General features: G+C 69.1%; 14 protein-coding genes. 8 read left to right on the forward strand and 6 right to left on the reverse strand.

Annotated features, from left to right (window positions below):
* Positions 1 to 3: 3 nt before the first annotated feature.
* Positions 4 to 1,869, forward strand: a complete 1,866-nt coding sequence (locus tag ASE95_RS16785) for a tetratricopeptide repeat-containing sulfotransferase family protein (protein ID WP_056639009.1) — start codon at positions 4 to 6, stop codon at positions 1,867 to 1,869.
* Positions 1,870 to 1,872: 3 nt separating this feature from the next.
* Here the strand turns inward: ASE95_RS16785 and ASE95_RS16790 are convergent, their stop codons facing one another.
* On the reverse strand, positions 1,873 to 2,118 hold the full coding sequence (locus ASE95_RS16790) for a hypothetical protein (protein ID WP_156348107.1): 246 nt from the start codon (positions 2,116 to 2,118) through the stop codon (positions 1,873 to 1,875).
* A 61-nt stretch (positions 2,119 to 2,179) separates the two neighbouring features.
* Complete coding sequence (locus tag ASE95_RS17875) at positions 2,180 to 2,434, reverse strand: hypothetical protein (RefSeq protein WP_156348108.1); 255 nt, start codon at positions 2,432 to 2,434, stop codon at positions 2,180 to 2,182.
* Between the two features lie 100 nt (positions 2,435 to 2,534).
* Here ASE95_RS17875 and ASE95_RS16795 point away from each other — a divergent pair, with 100 nt between their 5' ends.
* Positions 2,535 to 4,937 carry a TonB-dependent receptor domain-containing protein gene (locus tag ASE95_RS16795; protein ID WP_056639015.1) on the forward strand — a complete coding sequence of 801 codons (2,403 nt, stop codon included), beginning with the start codon at positions 2,535 to 2,537 and terminating at the stop codon, positions 4,935 to 4,937.
* A 119-nt stretch (positions 4,938 to 5,056) separates the two neighbouring features.
* Here ASE95_RS16795 and ASE95_RS16800 read toward each other — a convergent pair whose 3' ends face one another.
* From ASE95_RS16800 to ASE95_RS17970, 3 genes are all read right to left on the reverse strand, one after another.
* The gene (locus tag ASE95_RS16800; RefSeq protein WP_235528390.1) at positions 5,057 to 8,212 is read right to left on the reverse strand and encodes a TonB-dependent receptor plug domain-containing protein; all 3,156 of its coding nucleotides are present in this window, start codon (positions 8,210 to 8,212) and stop codon (positions 5,057 to 5,059) included.
* Positions 8,213 to 8,541: 329 nt separating this feature from the next.
* Complete coding sequence (locus ASE95_RS16805) at positions 8,542 to 10,818, reverse strand: outer membrane protein assembly factor BamB family protein (protein ID WP_162234726.1); 2,277 nt, start codon at positions 10,816 to 10,818, stop codon at positions 8,542 to 8,544.
* 10 nt (positions 10,819 to 10,828) lie between these two features.
* Positions 10,829 to 11,341: a CHRD domain-containing protein gene (locus tag ASE95_RS17970; protein WP_056639021.1), complete on the reverse strand. Its 513-nt coding sequence runs from the start codon at positions 11,339 to 11,341 to the stop codon at positions 10,829 to 10,831.
* Positions 11,342 to 11,482: 141 nt separating this feature from the next.
* Between ASE95_RS17970 and ASE95_RS17885 the strand changes: the two genes are divergently transcribed.
* The 6 genes from ASE95_RS17885 (at position 11,483) to ASE95_RS16840 (ending at position 18,141) form a co-directional block, all read left to right on the forward strand.
* Positions 11,483 to 12,439, forward strand: a complete 957-nt coding sequence (locus ASE95_RS17885; protein ID WP_056639022.1) for a cupin domain-containing protein — start codon at positions 11,483 to 11,485, stop codon at positions 12,437 to 12,439.
* 23 nt (positions 12,440 to 12,462) lie between these two features.
* Complete coding sequence (locus ASE95_RS16820) at positions 12,463 to 14,466, forward strand: outer membrane protein assembly factor BamB family protein (protein WP_056639024.1); 2,004 nt, start codon at positions 12,463 to 12,465, stop codon at positions 14,464 to 14,466.
* Between the two features lie 23 nt (positions 14,467 to 14,489).
* Entirely contained in the window at positions 14,490 to 14,927 is a 438-nt protein-coding gene (locus tag ASE95_RS16825; protein WP_056639159.1) for a c-type cytochrome, read from the forward strand.
* Positions 14,928 to 15,018: 91 nt separating this feature from the next.
* Positions 15,019 to 16,203: a CaiB/BaiF CoA transferase family protein gene (locus ASE95_RS17890; protein WP_056639026.1), complete on the forward strand. Its 1,185-nt coding sequence runs from the start codon at positions 15,019 to 15,021 to the stop codon at positions 16,201 to 16,203.
* A complete protein-coding gene (locus tag ASE95_RS16835) occupies positions 16,200 to 16,976 on the forward strand; it encodes an enoyl-CoA hydratase (protein ID WP_056639163.1) in 777 nt (258 codons plus the stop codon). Before ASE95_RS17890 ends, ASE95_RS16835 begins: the two co-directional genes overlap by 4 nt.
* A gap of 7 nt (positions 16,977 to 16,983) precedes the next feature.
* Positions 16,984 to 18,141 (forward strand): L-lactate dehydrogenase, encoded by a 1,158-nt coding sequence (locus ASE95_RS16840; RefSeq protein WP_056639029.1) that lies wholly within the window; start codon positions 16,984 to 16,986, stop codon positions 18,139 to 18,141.
* Between the two features lie 13 nt (positions 18,142 to 18,154).
* On the opposite strand, the gene ASE95_RS16845 is transcribed toward ASE95_RS16840, so the two are convergent.
* Positions 18,155 to 20,353, reverse strand: coding sequence for an outer membrane protein assembly factor BamB family protein (locus ASE95_RS16845; RefSeq protein WP_082450243.1), 2,199 nt, complete (start codon positions 20,351 to 20,353; stop codon positions 18,155 to 18,157).
* Between the last annotated feature and the right edge of the window lie 117 nt (positions 20,354 to 20,470).

Genomic DNA, 20,470 nt, shown 5'->3' on the forward strand with positions numbered 1-20,470 from the left:
CGCATGACCGATGTTCCGGAGGTGATCGCCGCGGCGACCGCACGTGCCCGCGCGCAGGATTTCGGCGGCGCGCTGACGCTGGTCGAACAGGCGTTGCAGCATCGTCCCGACGAGCAGGCGCTGCTGGAATTCGGCGGGCTGCTGGCGGTGCGCGGCGGTGCGCCCGATCGTGCGGCGGCGCTGTTCGCGCGGTTGCTGGAACGGGACGGCGGCAACATGCCCGCGCGCGTCAACCTGGCCACCGCGCTGATGGCGACGGGCCGCGCGGACGAGGCATTGCGCATCGCGGCGGGGCATGACCATCCGCGGCTCCGGCACATCGCCGCCTATGCGCGGGTCGGCGCGGGGCAGGGCGATGCCGCGGATTACGCGGCGCTGGTCGCCGCCGATCCGCGCGACCACCGCGCCTGGAACAACCTCGGCACCGCGCGGCTGGGCGCGGGCGACATCACCGGCGCGGTCGAGGCGTTCGACCATGCGGTGCGGCTCGCCCCCGACGATGTCCGCCTCCACGTCAACCTGTCGCAGGCGTTGCAGCGCGCGGGGCGGTTCGGCACCCGTCAGCAGGTGATGCGCGACGCCGCGGCGCGGGCGCCGGACGATGCCGGGGTGCAGCTCGAACTCGGCCTCGCCGAGGCGTCGTGCGAAGCGCCGGTCGAGGCGGAGCGGGCGTTTCGCCGCGCGATCGCGCTCACGCCGGGCTATACCGCCGCGTTCGTCGAGTTGGGGCTGCTGCTGGAAAGCCTCAGCCGCATCGACGATCTGGAGGCGGTGGTCGACGAACTGGCGACGCGCGCGCGCGATGCGATCGAGATTGATCTGCTGCGCGCTTGGGTGGCGCGGCGGCGCGGGCACGTCGAAGCGGCGCTGGCGCTGGCCGAGCGTGTGCCGGGTGCGATCCATCCGCTGCGTCGCCACCAGCTGCTCGGCGACCTGTACGACCGGCAGGGGCAGGCCGACGCCGCCTTCGCGGCGTTCGCGGCGATGAACGACGCGGCGTGCGCGCTTTATCCCGCGCCGTCCGGTCCCGGTTATCGCGACCGGCTGGAGGCGATCGCGGCGCGCCTGACGCCGGCGCAGGTCGCGGCCTGGCATCCGCTCGCTCCCGACCGGCGGCGCGCCGCGCCGGTGTTCATCGTCGGCTTCCCGCGTTCGGGGACGACGTTGCTCGACACCCTGTTGATGAACGTGCCGGGCGTCCATGTGCTGGAGGAGCAGCCGTTCCTGGCGCTGGCGACGCAGTCGCTCGGCCTCGACGAGGAAGGCCTCGCCACGCTCGACGATGCCGGTGCCGCGGCGATCCGTGCCGACTATTTCCGGCAGGTCGATGCAGCGGTGCCGGCGGACGCCGCATTGGTGGTCGACAAGCATCCGCTCCACATGACGCGCGTCGCGACGATCCACCGGCTGTTCCCCGATGCGCGGATCGTGCTGGTCGAACGCCATCCGTGCGACGCGGTGCTGAGCTGCTTCATGGCCAATTTCAGCCTCAACACCGCGATGCGCAGCTTCACGACGCTGGAGGAGGCGGCGCGCGTCTATGACGCGGCGTTCACGATCTGGGATCGCGCGACCGCGCTGCTGCCCGCGATGGCGGTGCACCGCGTCCGCTACGAACGGATGGTCGCCGATCTCGAACGGGAGATGCGCGCGTTGCTCGGCTTCCTCGATCTCGCCTGGCAGCCGCATTATGCCGACCACCGCGCCAGCGCACGGCGCCGCGGCCCGGTGAAGACCGCCAGCTACGCCCAGATCACCGAACCGCTCTATGCGCGCGCGGTCGCGCGGTGGGAACGGTACCGGCCCCACCTCGCGCCGGTCATGCCGATCCTGGCGCCGTGGATCGCGGCGCTGGGCTATGTCGACTGACGGTCAGTTGTTCTTGTAGCGATTGGCCTGGATACGCTCGATATCCTGCTTGTTCGCAGCCTTTTCCGCGTCCCATTCGCGCGCGGACATGCACCGCTTCGTACGCGCGAGCCGACTGCCGGTATTCTGTTCGGAGCGGCAGACGACCTTGTCGGGATCGGTATTGGCAGCGGCCTTGCGATCCCGTGCGACCGCTGCCGTCGCCAGCACCATGGCCAGCGCTCCCACCCCAAGACTGACAAAGCGCATCGAAATCTCCCCACCTCGCGATCGTCGCAAGGCGTGAGTGTCGTGCGCTTCGCAAGGAGCGTCAATCCCGAACGATGCCCATGCCGCCGTGCCGGCAGCCGCGATCCGCGCGGGGGAGCGCTGGCGCGGATCGTTTCATTGCCGTGCAGAAACGACATCGATACATACCGGCGTGGTGGAAGCCGATTTTACCGTGGCGCAGCCAATCCGGCATAGCCAGCAGTAAAGAACTGGATAGCAACAGCTTTCGTCTGACGGCGATGAATTCGGCGGGTAGATAATCCGAGAAAAGAAAACATCGCGCACGATAATTCATCGGCGATTAATCGCCGGTCCCATCAAAAGGCCAGGATAGTCTTTCGTGTCCGCCGCGACGATCTCATCGCTCCGGCTCAATTATCCTTAAAGGCCGCCTGATGCTGGATACGATCGGAAGGATGGTCATCACGACGGCCGCGTGCGGTGTCGCCGCCGTGCTGGCATGTACCGGCGCGCCGGTCGCCGCACAGGCGCCAGCCCCCGCACCCGCACCCGCACCCGCACTCGTCCCCACCGAAGCACCATCCGGGGAAGGACAGGTCACCGGGACGGAGCCGGAGGTCGTCGTGGCGGGACGACGGCCACCGGGGTCCGCGATCGGCCAGGTCGATCCGATCGCGGTGCTCGGTCAGCAGGCGATCCGCGCATTCGGCGCGCCGAGCCTGTCGGAGCTGCTGCGGCGGCTGAAGCCGCTCACCACCAGCAACGGCGGCGCGGATCCGGCGTTCCTGCTCAACGGCCGTCGCCTGAGCAGCCTCGCGCTGATCCAGTCGCTGCCACCGGAGGCGATGGAGCGCGTGGAGGTCCTGCCGGAGCAGGAGGCGGCGCGCTTCGGCTATCCGCCGACCGTGCGCGTCATCAACTTCATCACGGTAAAGCGGTTTCGCTCGATGGTGGTGCAGGGACAGGCGGGCACCACCACGCAGGGCGGGGGCGCGTCGCAATCTGCCGAAGTCACCACGGCGCGCATCGCTGGATCGCGCCGCACGACGCTCGAGCTCTCGCACTTCCGCCAGCGTCCCTTACGTCAGGACCAGCGCGGGATCGCCGTCGACCTCGTTCCGATATCGTCCGACCGTCCCGGCGCGACCGCGGACGTCGGCGCGGGCCGCTACCTGCAACCGTTGAGCGACACGATCAAGATCGACGGAACCCTGGCGCAGCCGGTCGCACCCGGGATCGACGGCACGCTCAACCTCGCGATGGAGGCGACGCGCAACCTGCGTCGCAACGGCCTTGCACCGCTGCCCGGCGGGGGCGAACCCCTTTACCTCGCCGGCACCAGCTTGCGACAGCGCGACACGGCGCTCACCTTGCGCGGCAATGCGGAACTGCACGGCAGTGCGGGACGATGGACATGGGACGCGACCGCCGGATATGCGCGGCTGCGCGGCGTCGTCACCTCCGAGCAGGCGGTGGCTCTGGCGCAGGCGGGCAGGCGCGATGTGCTGGCGACATACGGGCGCTCGCTGACGAACACGGCAACCACGAAATTGACGGCCACCGGGCCGCTGCTGCGGCTTCCGGCCGGCGATCTGCTCATCACCACCGATGCCGATTATGCCCGCTCCACGAGCATGGGAAGCATCGCGGCGGATGCCCTGCTGCCCGCACCCTTTCCGGTGCCCGTGCTTCGGCGGACCACCACCGCGGCGACGGTCAGTGCGGTCGTTCCCGTGGCGGCGGCCAGCCAGGGCGTTCTGCCGGTGCTCGGGCGGCTCAGCCTCAACGGGATGGCCGGGGTCAGCCGGGCTTCCGGTTTCGACCGCCTCGCCAACATCGCATATGGCGTGAACTGGCAGCCGGTGCGGCCGCTGGAGTTCAGCGCATCGATCAACCAGACGCAGGCCGCCCCGGCGCTCGCGTCGCTGACCGGTGCGGTCGTGTCCGTTCCCAACCTGCCGGTCTTCGATTTCGCCACGGGGACGAGCGTCACGGTCGTGGCGCTTTATGGCGGCAACGCCGCCTTGCCGCCGGAGCGGCGTCGCACCACGACGCTCGGCATCGCCTTGCGTCCGTTCCCCAAGCGGCAATTCCACATACGCGCGGAATATGTCACCGCCCGTGCCGACAACCTGACGGTCACGCCCGTCAGCGGATCGCGCGCCTTCGAAGCGGTCTTCCCGGGGCGCTTCGTCCGCAATGCCGCCGGGCGTCTGACGCAGATCGACCTTCGCCCGCTGGCGAATGCGCGTGAGGACGAACGGCGTCTTCGCATATCCATCGATTCATGGACGGAACTCGGCCCCGCGCCGCCGCCCCCCGCCGGCGAACCCGATCCCGCCGCACCGCCACCCCCGCCGCCGAAGCCGCGACCGAGCATCTATGCGATGGCAAGCGCGACCTTCCGGCTGTCCAACCAGCTGACGCTCGTGCCCGGACAGCCGAGGCTCGACTTGCTCGACGGCGCCACGCTCGATGGCAATGGCGGGCGCCCGCGCTGGGAGGTGGATGGCACGGTCGGTTTCAATCGCGGTGCGGTGGCCACCGGCGTCTATGCCCGGCTGCAAGGGGGCACGCGGGTGCGCAGCGATCTGGCGGCCGCCGACCTGCGCTTCTCGGGGCGCACCTGGCTGCACCTGTTCGCCTCGCTCGACGCCGAGAAGACGGTCGGCCGCCGGTGGGCGCGCCAGTTGTCGATGAACCTCACGGTCGAAAACCTGCTCAACGATCGCATCGACGTGACGGATCGGACGGGCACGACGCCGCAACGCTACCAGCCCGGCTTCATGGACCCAATCGGCCGCTCGATCAGGATAGGTGTCCGCAAATTGTTCTAGGGCCGGTCGACTTTCAGCCGTCCCCTGCAAGCGCCGTTGCTTTCGCGAACGTCAGCGACGCAAAAAAAGGCTCCCGGACAGGTGCCCGGGAGCCAAGGGGAAGGCCGAGGGGAGGTGGCCTACAGGCTGAGGCGGATACCGGCGCGGAAGGTGCGGCCGAGCACGTCGTAGAGCACCGGATTGAAGCCGTAGGTGACCCCGTTCTGGGGTGACGGCTCGGGCGCCTTGTTGAACAGGTTGTCGATCTTGAAATACGCGGAGATATTGCTGTTCACGTTATACGAACCGCCAAGATCGACGTAGAGCGCGCCCGGCATCGAATTGTCGGCGATCGTCGACGTGTTGCCCGTGGGATCAGGCGCCGGGCAACTTCCCGGACTGCACTGGATATATTCGTTGGAATAGACCCCGTCGGAGAACCAGCGCTCCGCCACCGAAAGCGAGAAATCGTCCGTGTCCCAGCTCTGGATCGCGAAGACCTTCCAGTCGGGTACGTTGCCGCGATTGTTGCCGGCCTGTTCGGTCGGGATCGTACCGGGCAGGCCGGACGTCTCGGTATAGTGCAGTGTCCGCGTGGCCAGACCGCGAATGGTGAACGATCCTGGCAGGCCCAGCCCGCTGAGCGGACGGCGATAGCTCGCCTCGATGTCGAAGCCGTTCGTGCGGACCCGCGCGAAGTTGAACAGCTGCTCGTTGACGAACAGCGGGCCGGCAGCGGTGTCGAGATTGAAGGAAGAGCAGAACTGGGCGATGTTCTGCAGGAAGCACTGGTTGATCGCCGACTGGCCGCTGAAAGGCGTGATGATGCCTTCGACCTTGATGTTGTAATAGTCGAACGACGCGCTGAAGCCCGGCAGGAAGCCCGCGGTGCCGCCGTCGAAGACGAAGCCGCCGGTGGTGTTGCGCGAGGTTTCGGGCTTCAGGGTGGTGTTGCCGATCGTGTTCGACGGCGACTGGACGAACTGCCCGCCGGTCGGCGACTGGTCGGGCGCGCGCGGATCGAGGAAAGTCGCGTTGGCGAAGGTCGGCGTCCGGAACAGCTCCGACAGATTCGGCGCACGCACGTCGCGTGAGGTGACGCCGCGCAGCCTGACGCCGGTGAGCGGCGTGTCCCAGGTGGCACCGACCTTCCAGCTCGTGATCCAGCCCGAGGTGCTGTAGTGCGTCTCACGGATGCCGGCGTTGATGTTCGCGCGACCGATCTGGTCCTCGTTCGAGATCGGGATGTCGAGCTCGATGAAGCCCTCGTGCACGTTGTAGCGCCCGGTGCCGTTCTTGTAGTTGCCGGCGTACCAGTTGCCGCCGGTCAGCGTGTTCTGGGTCGGGTCGGCGGGATAGTCGGCCGTGTTCGGCGTGGCGCCACTCACGCCGTTACCGTACGGATCCGCCTTGGTGCGATACCATTCGCGTCGGTATTCGTAACCGAACGCCACCGACAGCGGTCCCGCCCAGGTCGAGACGGGCTGGCCGTTCAGGCTGACCGCGCCGGCATTCTGCGTCGACCACGTATGCTGATAGGGGCCGATCGCCGGCTTTACGTAGTTCAGCGCCGCCTCGGTCACGCCGCCGTCGCCGATGATGTTGAGCGGGACGCAGCCGGCCGCCCGCGCGGCGGCGTTGGCGCAGCCGATCGTTCCGTTGGGCAGGCGGATCGCCTGATAGGCCGCCCGGAAGCGCGAGATGTTGAGCATGTTGTCGACATGCAGGTCGGTGTAATTGCGCCCGTACTGGTAATAGGCGTCGTAGCTCCATTCGGTGTTCAGGCCGCGGAACTTGCCGGTCGCGCCGACGACGTAGCGCAGGTTGGTGCGCACCGGCTTCACCTCGATGAAGTCGCCGAGTTGCGCCAGCGCGGAGCCGTACTGGAACTGCGTGATGCCGGCGTTGGTGCAGGCCTGCTGAATCGATTGCGGCACGAACGGATTGGCGTTGGCGTTGTTCACGCCGCACTGGACCGACAGGTTCGCCTGTTGCGCGAAACCTGGGTTGGGGGAGTTCTCCGAACTCACCCGCGAGCCGTTGAACGTGAAGTAGATTTCGTTGTTCGGCGCGAAATCGAAACCGACGCGCGAGTAATAATTGTATCGCTCCAGCGTCGAGGCCAGGCTGGTGCCCGCGCCGACCACGCCGCTGGTATCGCCGCCGGAGCAGAACGACGGCGTACAGCCCGTCACCGCGCCGGTCCCGGTCGGTACGCCGTTGGATCCATACTGGAACTGGTACGGGGTACCGTTGGCGCCAAAGGCGGTGCCCTGTAGCGGTCCGGAGGTGATGAGGCCGAACTTCGAATATTGATATTGCTGCGCGTTCTGGATGTAGACGACGCGCGGCTGGCCCGCAGGCGTGTTCGTCACGCCGGTCTGTACGAACGCCGGCGAATTGTACCAGTCGCGGCCGTTGGCACCGACGATACCGAAGCCCGGGTTGGGTACGCCGCCCTGCCGCCCGTATTCGGCGCTGACGACCACATGGAGGCGATCCTCGTAGTAGCTGTTGCCCCATGCCGCCTGCGCGGTGACGCCCTCGTCGTCGCCATAGGTCGTGATGCTGCCTTGCAGGTTGGCCTTGAACCCCTTGAAGCGCTTGTCGGTAATGAAGTTGACGACGCCGCCGACCGCGTCCGACCCGTACGAGGCCGATGCGCCGCCGTTCACCACGTCAACGCGCTGGACGAGCAGTTGCGGAAACTGGCTGACGTCCGGCACGCCCGAGTAATTGGCGCCGACGAAGCGCTGCCCGTCGAGCAACGTCAGCGTGCGGATCGCGCCGAGCCCGCGGAGCGAGAAGGAGCTGAGGCCCTGTATGCCGCTCGACGTGCTGCCGACGGACGTGGCCCGGCCGGTCGAACCCTGTAGCGACGGCAGCTGGGTGACCGCGTTGAAGATGTTGGGTTGCGCCAGGCGTTGCAGGTCCGCCGCGCCGATCACCTGGGTGGGTGTCGGAGCGTTGAAGCCGCTCGAGGTGATGCGCGATCCGGTGACGATGACATCGCTGCCCGTTTCGACCGCGGGGTCGGGTTGGTCGGCCGTAGCGATGCTGTCGGGGGTGGCGGGGTCGCTGCCGGAGGGCGTCGCCGCGGCCGAGCCGGGCTGCGTCGTCGCCGATGGCACGGTCTGCGCGGTCGCCTCGGTCTGCGCGGTCGCCTCGGTCGCCTCGGTCTGCGCCTGCGCCGGCATCGACAGCGACAAGGCAAGCGCCGTCCCGCTCGCCGCGATCAGCGCGCCGCGGCGACACGCCATGCGGCCACGTACCAGGTTCTTCTCGAGTGTCAGCACGTCCATACCCCTCCTCCCGTCGGCGAAGAAGCTGGTCGACGCTCTCATAGCGCATCGGCGACCCGATGATCCGGCGGTTGTTCCACCTGGACCTGCGCTTTTGGTCGAGCATCGCTGACCATCCTCTCCTGTGGACCCTGTTGTCGTGCAGATCTTTCGAATTGTCGACAAAAATCTCGCAATGTGTGCAAGAAGTTTGCGCCAGATCGATCGCATCGGCGATCGATCGCCGGTCCCGTCGAAAGGCGACGCTGCGCACGACCGGCCGGCATCCCCGCATCAGGGGACCCGGCGGTGAACGACCGGCAGGATACGGCAAGTCGCGGTGGTCAGGGGCGCTCCGGCAAGCCGAAGACGTAGACCGCATAGCCGGTGATCGGGCGATGCACCTCGGTCAGCATCGTTCCCGGCTTGAGCTGCGGGCTGCCGCCGCCCAGCGCGGTGGTCACGGCGACATATTGGTGGCCGTCAACCGCGAAGGAGACGGGGAAGCCCTGCACGGTCGTTCCCAGTCGCGTCTTCCACAGCGTCTCGCCGGTGCGCACGTCGACCGCGCGGAAGACGCGGTCGAAGTCGCCGACGAAGGCGAGATTGCCCGCAGTCGACACCACCGAGGTGAGGAAGGGCGCGCGCTGCTGAACGCTCCACAGCGGCGTGCGGTCGCGCGCGCGATAGGCCGACAGCCGCCCGAGATTGCCGCCGGTAGCGGGCATTTCGTAATAGACCTGGCTGCCGTTGCCCAGCATCAGCACGCAGCTTTGGCTGAGCGGGATGACCAGCGCGTCGCTCGGCTGGTGATAGCTCATCGCCTGCCAATTGTGCCCTCCCTGGGGGCCGGGGCAAGAGGACAGCCATTGATCGGACTGTTGCTTGACCACATCCTCGCGATAGCTGGGTCGGCCGGTCACCGGATCGATCCGGGTGAAGACGTTCTGGAACACCGTCTCGGTCGCACCGACGAACTTGCCGGTGGCGCGATCGAGTTGCCACAGGATACCGGCCTTGCCGATCGTGTAGAGCGACTTGCGCTCGCCATGATCGACCAGCACGCGCTCGAACACCTCGTCCAGGTCGAAGGTTTCGCCCGGCGCGTGGTTGAACCACCATTTCAGCTTCCCGGTCGCGGGATCGAGCGCCAGCGTCGAATTGGCGTAATCGGTCGCGCCGGTAGCGGAACCGCGCTCGTCGCGACGCCACGGCTTGCCCTGCGCGGTGCCCCAATACGTGGTGTCGAGTTCGGGGTCGTAGGTGCCGGCGATCCACGTCTCCGATCCCTTGCGATCGTTGTCGGGCATCCCGCCCCAGCTCTCGCCGCCGGGCTGGCCGGTCAGCGCGACGGTGGTGAAGGTCCAGTCGCGCTTGCCGGTCGCAGCGTCATAGGCGCTGATGTAACAATGGTCGGGCGTGCCCTTGCGCCCGCAATTGGTCATGCCGACGATCACCTTGCCCTTGATGATGATCAAACCGCCGGTGGAGCGGCCGACGCCGGGCTTCTCGTCGGTGATGTGCGTTTTCCACATCTCCGCGCCGCTGCGCGCGTCGAGCGCGTACACCCAGCCCTCCGGCGTGTTGACGTACAGGTTGGTGCCGTACAGCCCCATCGCACGCGTCTCAACCGAGGAGGGGCCGGGCCCCGCGCTCGTCGGAAACGGGCCGAGCCGGTTTTCCCACAGCAGTTCGCCGTCGCGCGCGTCCAGTGCCTGTATGACGTTGCCGACGCCCCACATGTACATGATGCCGTCATGGACGATGGGGGTGTCCTCCATCGTCCCGTTTTCCGGCATCGACCACATCCATTTTAGCTGGAGCTGCGCCACGTTGCCGGTGGTGATCTGCGCCAGCGGACTGTAGCTCCAGCCCTGGTAGTTACGGCGGAACATCAACCAGTCGCCGGGCGGCGGATCGCGCAGCATCGCGTCGGTGACCGGACGATAATCGGCGATCGCGCCCTTCAGGGTCAGCCCGGGCTTGCTCGGCAGCACGAAGCGGCCGGGATCGGCGTATTTCACGGTCTGCCCCGGCGCGGCGAAGCCCGCCGAGGTGGCGGGCGCGGCGGCGCCACCCGGGCCGTTGGCGGGCGCCGCTTCCTTGGCGCCGCCGATCTGGGCCTCCTGCGAGGCGACGCTGCCGGCGGGCGCGCCGGTCGCCGCCGTGGCGTCCTGGGTGGGAGCGGTGAAGGCATCCGCCGGTGGCGTTCCGCTCGCCACCGCGCCCAGCAGGGTGGGGGAACGGCGATCGAGCGGCGTGCCGCCCGCGCGCGCGCCATTGGCGTAGAGGATGTAGGCGACGATCGCGTCATAGGTCGCGTCGTCCAGGCTGGCACCGCGGCCGTACGGCATGGACGCGTGGATCTTGCTGTAGAGCGCCGCGATGGCGCGCTTGCCCCACACGCCGTTGAACGAAGCGCCGGTCAGCGCCGGCGCATCGGTGGCGCCGGCCAGATCGGGCTGGTGGCAGGCGGCGCATTGCTCGCCGTACGCATCGCGCCCGGCGGCGACCTGCGCGCGTGTGAAGAGCCCGTCGGGCTGCTGCCCGATCGCGATCGTGCCGACCAGCGCGGCCCCCCCGGCGGTCGCCAGACAGGCGGCGCGGACGCGGAATGACAAGCGTCGCATCTCAGCGCCGCGGCGTATCGAGCTGCGGCAGGAACCAGGCGTCGCGTTGCGGCACGCCGGGCGTTGCGCGCGCGTGCGCGGGGAGCAGCCAACCCCATAAGGTGCCTTTCGGACCCCAGGCATAGCCGGGCGGCGCGCTCTCGCTGTCGATCTGGACGTACAACCGCCCGCTGCGCAGCGCCGCCGCCTGCGCCGCGCTGAGCCGGTAGCGCCCCGCGACCGTTCCCTCCGTGCCGCCGGTCACGACGAGCGACAGCGCCTTGGTGCCCGGCACGCCGATTGCGGGGCCGATCAGCAGATGCGCCGCGGTGGCGCGCGACGGCAGTCCGTGGAACGTGCCGCTGAGGGTGAGTCGCGTCCCGTCGAGCCGCGCCGCCGCCTCGCCGCGGCCGGCGATGACCGCCTTGGTCTCGTCGTCGAGCGGCATCGGGCCGAGATCCGCCTGATAGTCGGCGGCGTGCAGAGGGACGGCGACGATCGTCGCCAACAGCAGCCCCGCCAGCGTCCAGCGCATCCCGTTCCTCCCCGTCGCGCCAGCGCCGGTTGACGACGACCATCGTCCGTGCGCTTGACGTCGTGCCAAATCGCATACAAGATTGCGACTGTCCATACAAACGAGGCACCTTCGGGGAGCGTCGCAGAAAAGGAGAGTGGGATGAAGGGGTTGCTGTACCTGGGCAGCGTGCTTGCGGCGCTCGGTGGCGGTGTCGCTGCCTCCGCTCAATTCTCCGGGCGCGAGGATCCGATGCCCGTGACCCAGCCCAGGATGCCGGGCGAATATTGGGCGCCCAAGCCGACGCAGCCGACCGCTTATGCGACGCCCAACAAGGTCCACTGGAAGCTCGCCGACATTCGTGCCGCGCATCGCGGGCAGAGCGACTGGATCCATCCCGTGATCCGTAACCCGGAACAGGACGCCGATTACGTCTCGCTCGGCGCGGGTAAGAAAAGCAAGCCGCGCTTCTACGCCGACGACCGGATCATGTTCATCGTGTGGGACGGCAGCCTGCGCGTCTCGATCGACGGCGCGGAGCCTTTCACCGCGACCAAGGGCTATATGGTCAGCGTGCCGTTCCGCCACGTCTATTCGGTCGAGAATGTCGGCCGGCAGCCGGCCGTATGGTTCGAGGTGCGCCAGGCCGGCTCCGCGCCACTCTACCCCGCCAGCGAGACGCCCGACCCGGTCAAGGGTCGCACTTATGTCAAGGTGACCGGCAATCCCGGCCCGGCGAAGGACCGCGAGACCAACCCGGTCTACGTCGACTTCTTCAAGACGATCGCCGTCGGCGACAAGCCGTATAACGGCAAGTTCGTGTGGGACGATCACTGGACGTCGAACATCCTGCGCGGAAAGGCCGCCGATGCGGTGCCGCCCGACACCAACAAGGGGCATTTCCATACCGAATGGACCGAGTTCTGGTTCATCATGGAAGGCAAGATCGGGTATAAGATCGAAGGTTATCCCTATTTCACCTCGGAGCCGGGCGATGTCGTCACCGCCGCGCGCGGGCGCTGGCACCGCGCCGGCAACGATCCCAGCGCGCCGATGTCGACCCGCATCCCGATCAACCCGCGCCCGGTCATCCTCCACAATTTCGAGCCCGCGCACTGACCCGGCCGGCAGAGGATCGCGCGATGCGCTTCACCCGACGCGCGCTGCTGGCGCTGCCGCCGCTTACCTGGCTCGCGCTGCGCGCGCCGCTCGCCGCGGCGCAGGTCAGCCCGCGCCAGCGGGCGCCCGGCGATACCGACTGGCGCCATTACGCCAACGACCTGGCCAGCACGCGCTACGCCGCGCTCGACCAGATCAACGCGGCGAATTTCAATAGCCTGGAGGTGGCGTGGCGGTTCCGCACCGACGCACTCGGCGCGCGCCCCGATTACCAGCTGGAGGCGACGCCGCTGGTCATCAACGGCGTGATCTATTCGACCGCGGGATCGCGGCGCGACGTGGTCGCGCTCGACGCGGCGACCGGCGAGCTGTTGTGGATCCATCGCGAGGACGAGGGCGAGCGCGCGCGCAAGGCGCCGCGCCAGCTCTCCGGTCGCGGCGTATCCTACTGGACCGACGGCACCGAGGAGCGGCTGCTCTACGTCACGATCGGCTATCGGTTGATCGCGCTCGACGCACGCACCGGGCAGCGCATCCCCGCCTTCGGCATCGACGGCGTGGTCGATCTGAAGACCGAGTTCGACCAGGACGTCGACCTGATAGAAGGCGACGTCGGCCTCAATTCGACACCGCTCGTCGCCAGGGACACGGTGGTGGTGGGGGCCGCGCACACCGCCGGCAACGTGCCGAAGACGCGCGACAACGTGCGCGGTTATGTGCGCGGCTATGACGCGCGCACGGGCAAGCGGAAATGGATCTTCCACACCATCCCGCGTCCCGGCGAGTTCGGTTACGACAGCTGGCTCGACGGTACCGCGAAGATCGGCAATGCCGGCATGTGGTGCCAGATCTCGGCCGATCCGGCGCTCAACCTCGCCTATCTCGGGATCGAGCTGCCGACCGGCGATGTCGGCGGGCAATATCGTCGCGGGCCGGGGCTGTTCGGCGAGAGCATCGTCGCGGTCGACCTCGATAGCGGCGAGCGGAAGTGGCATTACCAGCTCGTCCATCACGGGCTGTGGGATTACGACATCCCCTGCGCCGCGATGCTGCTCGACGTGCCGGTCGGCGGCCGGATGCGCCAGTTACTCGCGCAGCCGACCAAACAGGGGTTCCTCTACGTGCTCGATCGCGCGACGGGGAAACCGATCTGGCCGATTCCGGAGCGCAAGGTGCCCAAGGGCGACGTCGCCGGCGAATGGTATGCGCCGACGCAGCCGATCCCGTCGCGCCCCGCCGCTTACGATGTCCAGGGCGTCGGCGACGACGACCTGATCGACTTTACGCCGGAACTGCGCGCGAAGGCGCTCGCGCTCACGAAAAACTACCGCCGCGGCCCGCTGTTCACCCCGGCCTCGATGTTTGATCGCGACGGCACCTGGGGCACGCTGACCGCACCCAACCTGACCGGCGGCACCAACTGGCCCGGTGGCGGAGCGGATCCCGAAACCGGCGTGGTCTACGTCTATTCGAAGACCGTCGCGGACGTGATGAGCGAATTGCCCAACGACGATCCGACGCGGTCCGACTTCGCGATCATCAACGTCCGTGGCCTGCCCGACGCACCGCGCCGCGGCGACCATAGCTATGGCGTGCTGACCGTGGACGGCCTTCCGCTGCTCAAACCGCCCTATGGCCGGATTACCGCGATCGACCTGAAGCGCGGCGCACACGTCTGGCAGGTCGCGCACGGCGAGACCCCGGACGCGGTGCGCAACCATCCCAAACTCAAGAATGTGACGGTTCCCAAGACCGGACGCGCGGGCAATGTCGGGCCGCTGGTGACCAGGACGCTGGTGATCTGCGGCGAACCCGGCGTCTTCACGCTGCCCGACGGGCGACGCGGCGCGATGCTGTGCGCCTATGACAAGGCGACGGGCGAGCAGAAGGGCGCGGTCTACATGCCCGCCGGACAAACCGGTGCGCCGATGACCTACATGCTCGACCAGCGCCAGTACATCGTCATCGCCATCGGCGGCGGTGCGTACAGCAGCGAGCTGGTCGCCTATCGTCTCCCCGCCGCGTGACCGGCCCGTCCAACGAGGTGCGTATGACCCGCTCTTCCCTCCGCCCGTTCCTTGGCGTCGCGCTCGTGGTGCTGCCCGCGGTCGCCTTGTCGCAGGGTGCGCCGCGCGACGTCTGGGGCGGCGTCTACACCGCCGCGCAGGCGCAGCGCGGCGCGGCGCTCTATGCCTCCACCTGCGCCAGCTGCCATGGCGATGCGCTCGGCGGTAACGACCAGGCCCCACCGCTGGCGGGCGGCGGTTTTCGGGCGAACTGGACCGGGCAGACCGCGGCGGCGCTGTTCACCCGGATCAAGACGACGATGCCGCTGGACAATCCCAACTCGCTGGGTGCCGCCAAGGTGGCCGATATCGAGGCGCTGATCCTGTCGCGCAACGGCTTCCCCGCGGGTCAGGCGGAATTGCCCGCCGACCCCGGCGCGCTCGATGCGATCGCGATCACCCAGGACAAACCCGGCGCGTGAGCGTGTGCAGGCCCTTGCCGCCACGTGCAGATGTTGTATGCAAGATACAACTGATGGATACAATTGAGCGCCGGACGGCAGGGCGGGGACGATGACGGGCGATCAGCCACTGGCGGGGATCCGGGTGCTCGACGTGTCGCAGGTGATGGCGGGGCCGTTCTGCTGCATGCTGCTGGGCGACATGGGCGCCGACGTGATCAAGGTAGAGCCGCCGGTGGTCGGCGACAGTTCGCGCCGGTCGATGGGGTTCCGGCTGAAGGGCGACGACAGCCCCGGCTTCCTCGCGCTCAACCGCAACAAGCGCAGCATCGTGCTCGACCTCAAGGACGCGGTCGACCGCGATACCTTCTACGCGCTGGTCGACACCGCCGACGTGGTGGTGGAGAACGGTCGGCCGGGCGTCGCCGCCCGGCTGGGCATGGGCTATGAGACGTTGCGCGCGCGCAACCCGCGGCTGATCTACGCCAGCATCTCGGGCTTCGGCGCGACCGGCCCCTGGGCGATGCGCCCGGGTTACGACCTGATCGCGCAGGCCATGTCGGGGCTGATGAGCGCGGTGGGCGTGCCGGATGCCGCGCCGGTGAAGAACACCACCCCGGTCGGCGATCTCGGCTCCGCCTTGTTCGCCGCGTACGGCATCCTGTCCGCGTTGTTCGCGCGAGAACGCAGCGGCGAGGGGCAGCTCGTCACCGCCTCGTTGTTCGAGGCGGCGCTGGGCCTTTCGGTGTGGGAGACCGCCGAATTGTGGGGCACCGGCAAAAGCCCGCGCCCGCTCGGCAGCGCCAATCGCATGTCCGCGCCTTACCAGGCCGTGGAGGCGGCGGACGGCTGGTTCGTGTTCGCCGCCGCCAACCAGAAACTGTGGCTCGCGTTGCTCGGCGTGATCGGGCGGCAGGAGCTGGCGGACGATCCGCGCTTCGTCGACAACAGCCTGCGCGTCGCCAATGCGCCCGAGCTGATCGCGTTGCTGCGCCCCAGTTTCCGCCCGCGCGCCGTTGCGGAATGGGTCGAAATGCTGCTGGCGGCGGGCGTGCCCGCCGGGCCGATCCTCGACTATGCGCAATCGACCACCAGCGAGCACGCGCAGGCGCGCGCCATGGTGCAGGATATTCCGCACCCGGTGGAAGGCAGCATCAAGGCGCTGGGTTTCCCGGTGAAATTGTCCGAGACACCGCAGCAGGTGCGCTATCCGCCGCCATTGCTGGACCAACATGGCGACGAAATCCGGTGCGAGCTGCGCGCGGCGGGGCGGTTGGCGCGGGAGATCCCGGCGTGAGCGCGGGCGTCACCCGGTACGAGAAGGACGGCGCGGTCGCGCGCATCACCTTCGATCGCCCTGCCGCGTATAACGCGCTGACCTGGGACATGTGGCGCGGGCTGGGCGACGCCTGTGCCGCGATCGCGGACGACCGCGAGGTGCGTGTCGTCACGCTGCGCGGCGCAGGCGGGAAAGCCTTTGTCGCGGGCACCGACATCGCCGGCTTCCGCGACTTCACCAGCGGCGAACAGGGCGTCGCCTATGAGGCCGAGATGGACGGCTATGTCGGCGCGGTCGAGTCGCTGCCGCAACCCGTGATCGCGATCGTCGACGGCTGGGCGGTCGGCGGCGGACTCGCGCTGGCGTTCGCAAGCGATTTCCGCGTCGCCGCGCATGGCGCGCGGTTCGGCTCGCCGCTGGCGCGCACCATCGGCAATTGCCTGTCCGCGCGTGGTTATGGCCGGCTGGTCCAGCATGCCGGCGTGGCCATGGCGAAGCGGCTGCTGCTCGGCGCGGAGATTGTCGATGCCAGGGACATGCAGGCACTCGGGCTGGTCAACGCGCTGGTCGCGCCAGCGGAGATCGACGTCACCGTCGCCGCCTTGGTCGAGCGGCTGCTGGCCCATGCGCCGCTGACGATGGCGGTAAGCAAGGAGGCGATCCGCCGCGCGGCGGTCGCCGCGCAACCCGACATCGCCGACTTGATCGCAAGCGTTTATGGCAGCGCCGATTTCGCCGAGGGCGTGCGCGGCTTCCTGGCCAAGGAGACGCCACGGTGGAGCGGCGCGTGAGCACGCGATGATCGCTGCCTCGATCCCCGCCTCGATCGAAGACTTCCGCGCGCTCGCGCGGCGGCGCCTGCCCGACTTCCTGTTCGAATATATCGACGGCGGCTCCTATGCCGAGGAGACGCTGCGCGCGAACACCGACGATCTTGCCGCGCTGAAACTGCGCCAGCGCGTGATGCGCGACGTCGACGGGCCGCGGCTGGAAACGACGCTGATGGGGCAGCCGGCCAGCTTCCCGGTCGCGCTCGCGCCGATCGGACTGGCCGGGCTGTACGCGCGGCGCGGAGAGGTGCAGGCGGCGCGCGCCGCCGCGACGGCCGGTGTTCCGTTCATCCTCTCCTCCTCGTCGTGCTGCGCGATCGAGGAGGTCGCCGTCGCCGCGCCGGTGGTGCTTCAGCTGTATATCATCAAGGATCGCGGCTTCATGGAGGACCTGCTGGCGCGGACCGCCGCGCTGGGGGTCGATACGCTGGTGCTGACCGTCGACCTGATCGTCCACAGCCCGCGCCGCCGCGACGTCCGCACCGGCCTGACCGGTGACCAGGGCATCGCGGCGCGGCTGCGGCGCGGGATCGAGATCGCGCGGCATCCCGGCTGGGCATGGGACGTCGGCGTGCGCGGGCGGCCGCACACGCTGGGCAATTTCGCCGCGCGCATGCCGGGCGGCGCGGGGCTGGCGGAGTTCACCGCCTGGGTGGGCCGCAACTTCGATGCCACGGTCACATGGGCCGATCTTGAGTGGCTGCGCCGCCACTGGCGCGGGCGGCTGGTGATCAAGGGCGTGCTCGACCCGGAGGATGCGCGCGACGCCATCGCGGCCGGAGCGGAATCGATCGTCGTGTCCAATCACGGCGGGCGTCAGCTTGACGGCGCGCCCTCCGCGATCGCGGCGCTGCCGCGCGTGGTGGAGGCGGTCGACGGGCGCGCCGAGGTGCTGATGGACGGCGGCATCCGTTCGGGAACCGACATCCTGCGCGCGCTTGCGCTCGGCGCGCGCGGCGTGTTGCTGGGCCGCGCCTGGGCCTATGCGCTCGGGGCGCAGGGTGGGGCGGGGGTGACGCGAATGCTGACGTTGCTGCGCCATGAACTGGCGGTGGCGATGGCGTTGGCGGGGCAGCGCGACGTCACCACGATCGGGCGCGACGTGCTGGTCGCGCCGCCGCGCTGATCGCGCGGGACGTTCACTCCGCCGGGGAATAGTGACGCGCGAGATAGTCGACCAGCGGATCGAACTGCGCGTCGGGCACCTGCGCGCCATAACCGACCATCTTTTCCACCGTCGCCGCCCAGTCTGCGCGCGCGCGGCGCTGGCCGGTGACCTGCGCCGCGACGTGGCAGGCGGTGCAGGCGCGTTCCGCAAACGCCTTCACCGGTCCCGGCGCGAAATCGGTCGAGGCGGAGGCGACTGCCACGGTCGCGGTCGGCGTCCGGGGAGGATTCGGCGCGCGGACCGGCGCCACCGCCCGCGCTGCGATCGCCGCGACGCCGCGCTCGCCGGTGCGCGGCAGGGCGAACACCACCAGCCGGCTGGCGCTGTTGGGGCTGCCGAGGAACGAGCCGCCGGCCGACACCAGCGCGACATATTGCCGCCCGTCCCCGCCACGATAGCTTACCGGCTGTGCGTGCGCCGCGGCGCCCAGCCGGAAGCGCCACAGCTCGCGCCCGCTCGCCGTCGCGAAGGCGCGGACGTAGCGGTCGTCGGTCGCGCCGATGAACGTCAGGCCGGTCGCGGTGACGAGCGGTCCGCCGACGTTGGGGCGTCCGGTCACGCGTCGCGACGGCGGCAGCCCGTCGGTGACGCCGAGCGGCACCTGCCACGCGATCCGCCCGCTCGACACATCGACCGCGGCGAGCTGCCCCCAGGGCGGGCGCTGACACGGCAGCCGGCTCCCGTCCTGACCGAACCATGACGGGCCTGGCGCGACATTGTACCAATTGCCCTGCGCATCCTGCCCAAGCTGCTCGATCGAGCCGAGCTCGCTGGTGTTGATCACGTACAATCCGCGTGCGGTATCATAAGCCCCGCCGCCCCAGTTCGGCCCACCGCCGCTGCCGGGGAAGCGCACCATCGGCCGGTCGGTGCGCAGCGGCTCGAACGGTGCGGCGAAGCCGGCGTGCTCGCGTGCGATGCGCGCGCGACAGAAGGCGGTATGTTCCGGGGTCAGCGTCGCGATGTCGGTCGCGTTCATCGCCTGACGCGTCAGCGGCGCGGGTGCGGCGGGGATCGGCTGGGTCGGCCACGCCTGTTCGCCCGCAACGCTGCTGCGCGGCACGGGACGTTCGTGCACCGGGAAGATCGGCTGGCCCGTGACCCGGTCGAGCACGAACAGATAACCCGATTTGTTCATCGCCGCGATCGCCGGGATCACGCGGCCGGCGCGGCGCACGTCGAACAGGGTCGGCTGCACCGGCAGGTCGAGATCCCAGATGTCGTGGTGGACGGTCTGGAAATGCCAAAGGTGCCGCCCGGTGCGCGCATCGAGCGCGACGAGCGCGTTGGCGAACAGATTGGCGCCCGGCCGGTCGATCCCGACGCGGTCGTAGGCGGGGGTGCCGAACGGGACGTAGACGATGCCGCGGCCGACGTCCGCCGCCATGCTGCTCCACACGTTCACACCCGTGCGCCGCAATCCGTCGCCGGCGCGCCACGTCTCGGCAAAGCGTTCCCCCGCGCGCGGGATCGAGCGGAAGGTCCACAGCAGCCGGCCGGTGCGCGCATCCCAGCCGCGCACGTCGCCGGCGGGGCCGCGCGTCGGCGATTCCTGCAGCCGTGCACCCGTGACGATCACGTCGCCGACGATCGCGGGCGCGCTGTTGATCTGGTAGCTGTAGCCGGCGGGATAGCCCCCGCCATCGGTGCCGTTCATGATCTCCGGGGTGCGAAGGACGAGCGGCGCGAAGCCCGCCGCCACACGGCCGGTCGCCGCGTCGAGCGCGAGCAGCCGCCCCGATCGCGTGCCGACGAACAGCCGCGCCGGGGTGTCCGGGTCGCCCGGCCAGTAAGCGAGCGCGCGCCCCGCCACCCCGTCGTCCGCGGGTAGATCATGGGTCCAGCGAGTCGCCCCGGATGCGCCGTCGAGCGCGACGATCCGGCCATAAGGCGTCGCGAGGTACAGCATGCCGGCGATCGCGAGCGGGGTCATGTTGCTGGTCAGCAGGCGCGCGTCGGGACGGTCGGCCGGGCGCAGTTCGAAAGTCCACACCGGGATCAGTCGCGCGACATTGGCCGGGGTGATCTCGCCGAGCGGCGAGAAGCGCCGTCCCGCCTCGTCGCCGCCGAAGCTGGTCCAGTCTGCCTGTGGGGCCTGCGGGCGGCTCGGCCCGCCGATCATCGTGGCGACCAGCAGCGCGGCGGCTCCCCGCATCGCGGCTTTCCTCATACACCCTCTCGTTTATGCTCTGGGTACAGCGACTTGCCAGATTGCATACATCGCGTAAACATTGCATGCATCGATCGACTGCGGGCAAACGACCCGCGCGGCGGGCGGAGGAGAGCG

Source organism: Sphingomonas sp. Leaf231 (assembly GCF_001421995.1).
Lineage (GTDB): Bacteria > Pseudomonadota > Alphaproteobacteria > Sphingomonadales > Sphingomonadaceae > Sphingomonas.

What these genes read in the sequence shown, in the direction of transcription:
- ASE95_RS17885 (WP_056639022.1), top strand. Translation starts at nt 11,483, where the DNA reads ATGAAGGGGTTGCTGTACCTGGGCAGCGTGCTTGCGGCGCTCGGTGGC.
- ASE95_RS17890 (WP_056639026.1), top strand. Translation starts at nt 15,019, where the DNA reads ATGACGGGCGATCAGCCACTGGCGGGGATCCGGGTGCTCGACGTGTCG.
- ASE95_RS16825 (WP_056639159.1), top strand. Translation starts at nt 14,490, where the DNA reads ATGACCCGCTCTTCCCTCCGCCCGTTCCTTGGCGTCGCGCTCGTGGTG.
- ASE95_RS17875 (WP_156348108.1), bottom strand. Translation starts at nt 2,434, where the DNA reads ATGAATTATCGTGCGCGATGTTTTCTTTTCTCGGATTATCTACCCGCC.
- ASE95_RS17970 (WP_056639021.1), bottom strand. Translation starts at nt 11,341, where the DNA reads ATGCGCTGGACGCTGGCGGGGCTGCTGTTGGCGACGATCGTCGCCGTC.
- ASE95_RS16790 (WP_156348107.1), bottom strand. Translation starts at nt 2,118, where the DNA reads ATGCGCTTTGTCAGTCTTGGGGTGGGAGCGCTGGCCATGGTGCTGGCG.
- ASE95_RS16840 (WP_056639029.1), top strand. Translation starts at nt 16,984, where the DNA reads ATGATCGCTGCCTCGATCCCCGCCTCGATCGAAGACTTCCGCGCGCTC.
- ASE95_RS16795 (WP_056639015.1), top strand. Translation starts at nt 2,535, where the DNA reads ATGCTGGATACGATCGGAAGGATGGTCATCACGACGGCCGCGTGCGGT.
- ASE95_RS16785 (WP_056639009.1), top strand. Translation starts at nt 4, where the DNA reads ATGACCGATGTTCCGGAGGTGATCGCCGCGGCGACCGCACGTGCCCGC.
- ASE95_RS16845 (WP_082450243.1), bottom strand. Translation starts at nt 20,353, where the DNA reads ATGAGGAAAGCCGCGATGCGGGGAGCCGCCGCGCTGCTGGTCGCCACG.
- ASE95_RS16820 (WP_056639024.1), top strand. Translation starts at nt 12,463, where the DNA reads ATGCGCTTCACCCGACGCGCGCTGCTGGCGCTGCCGCCGCTTACCTGG.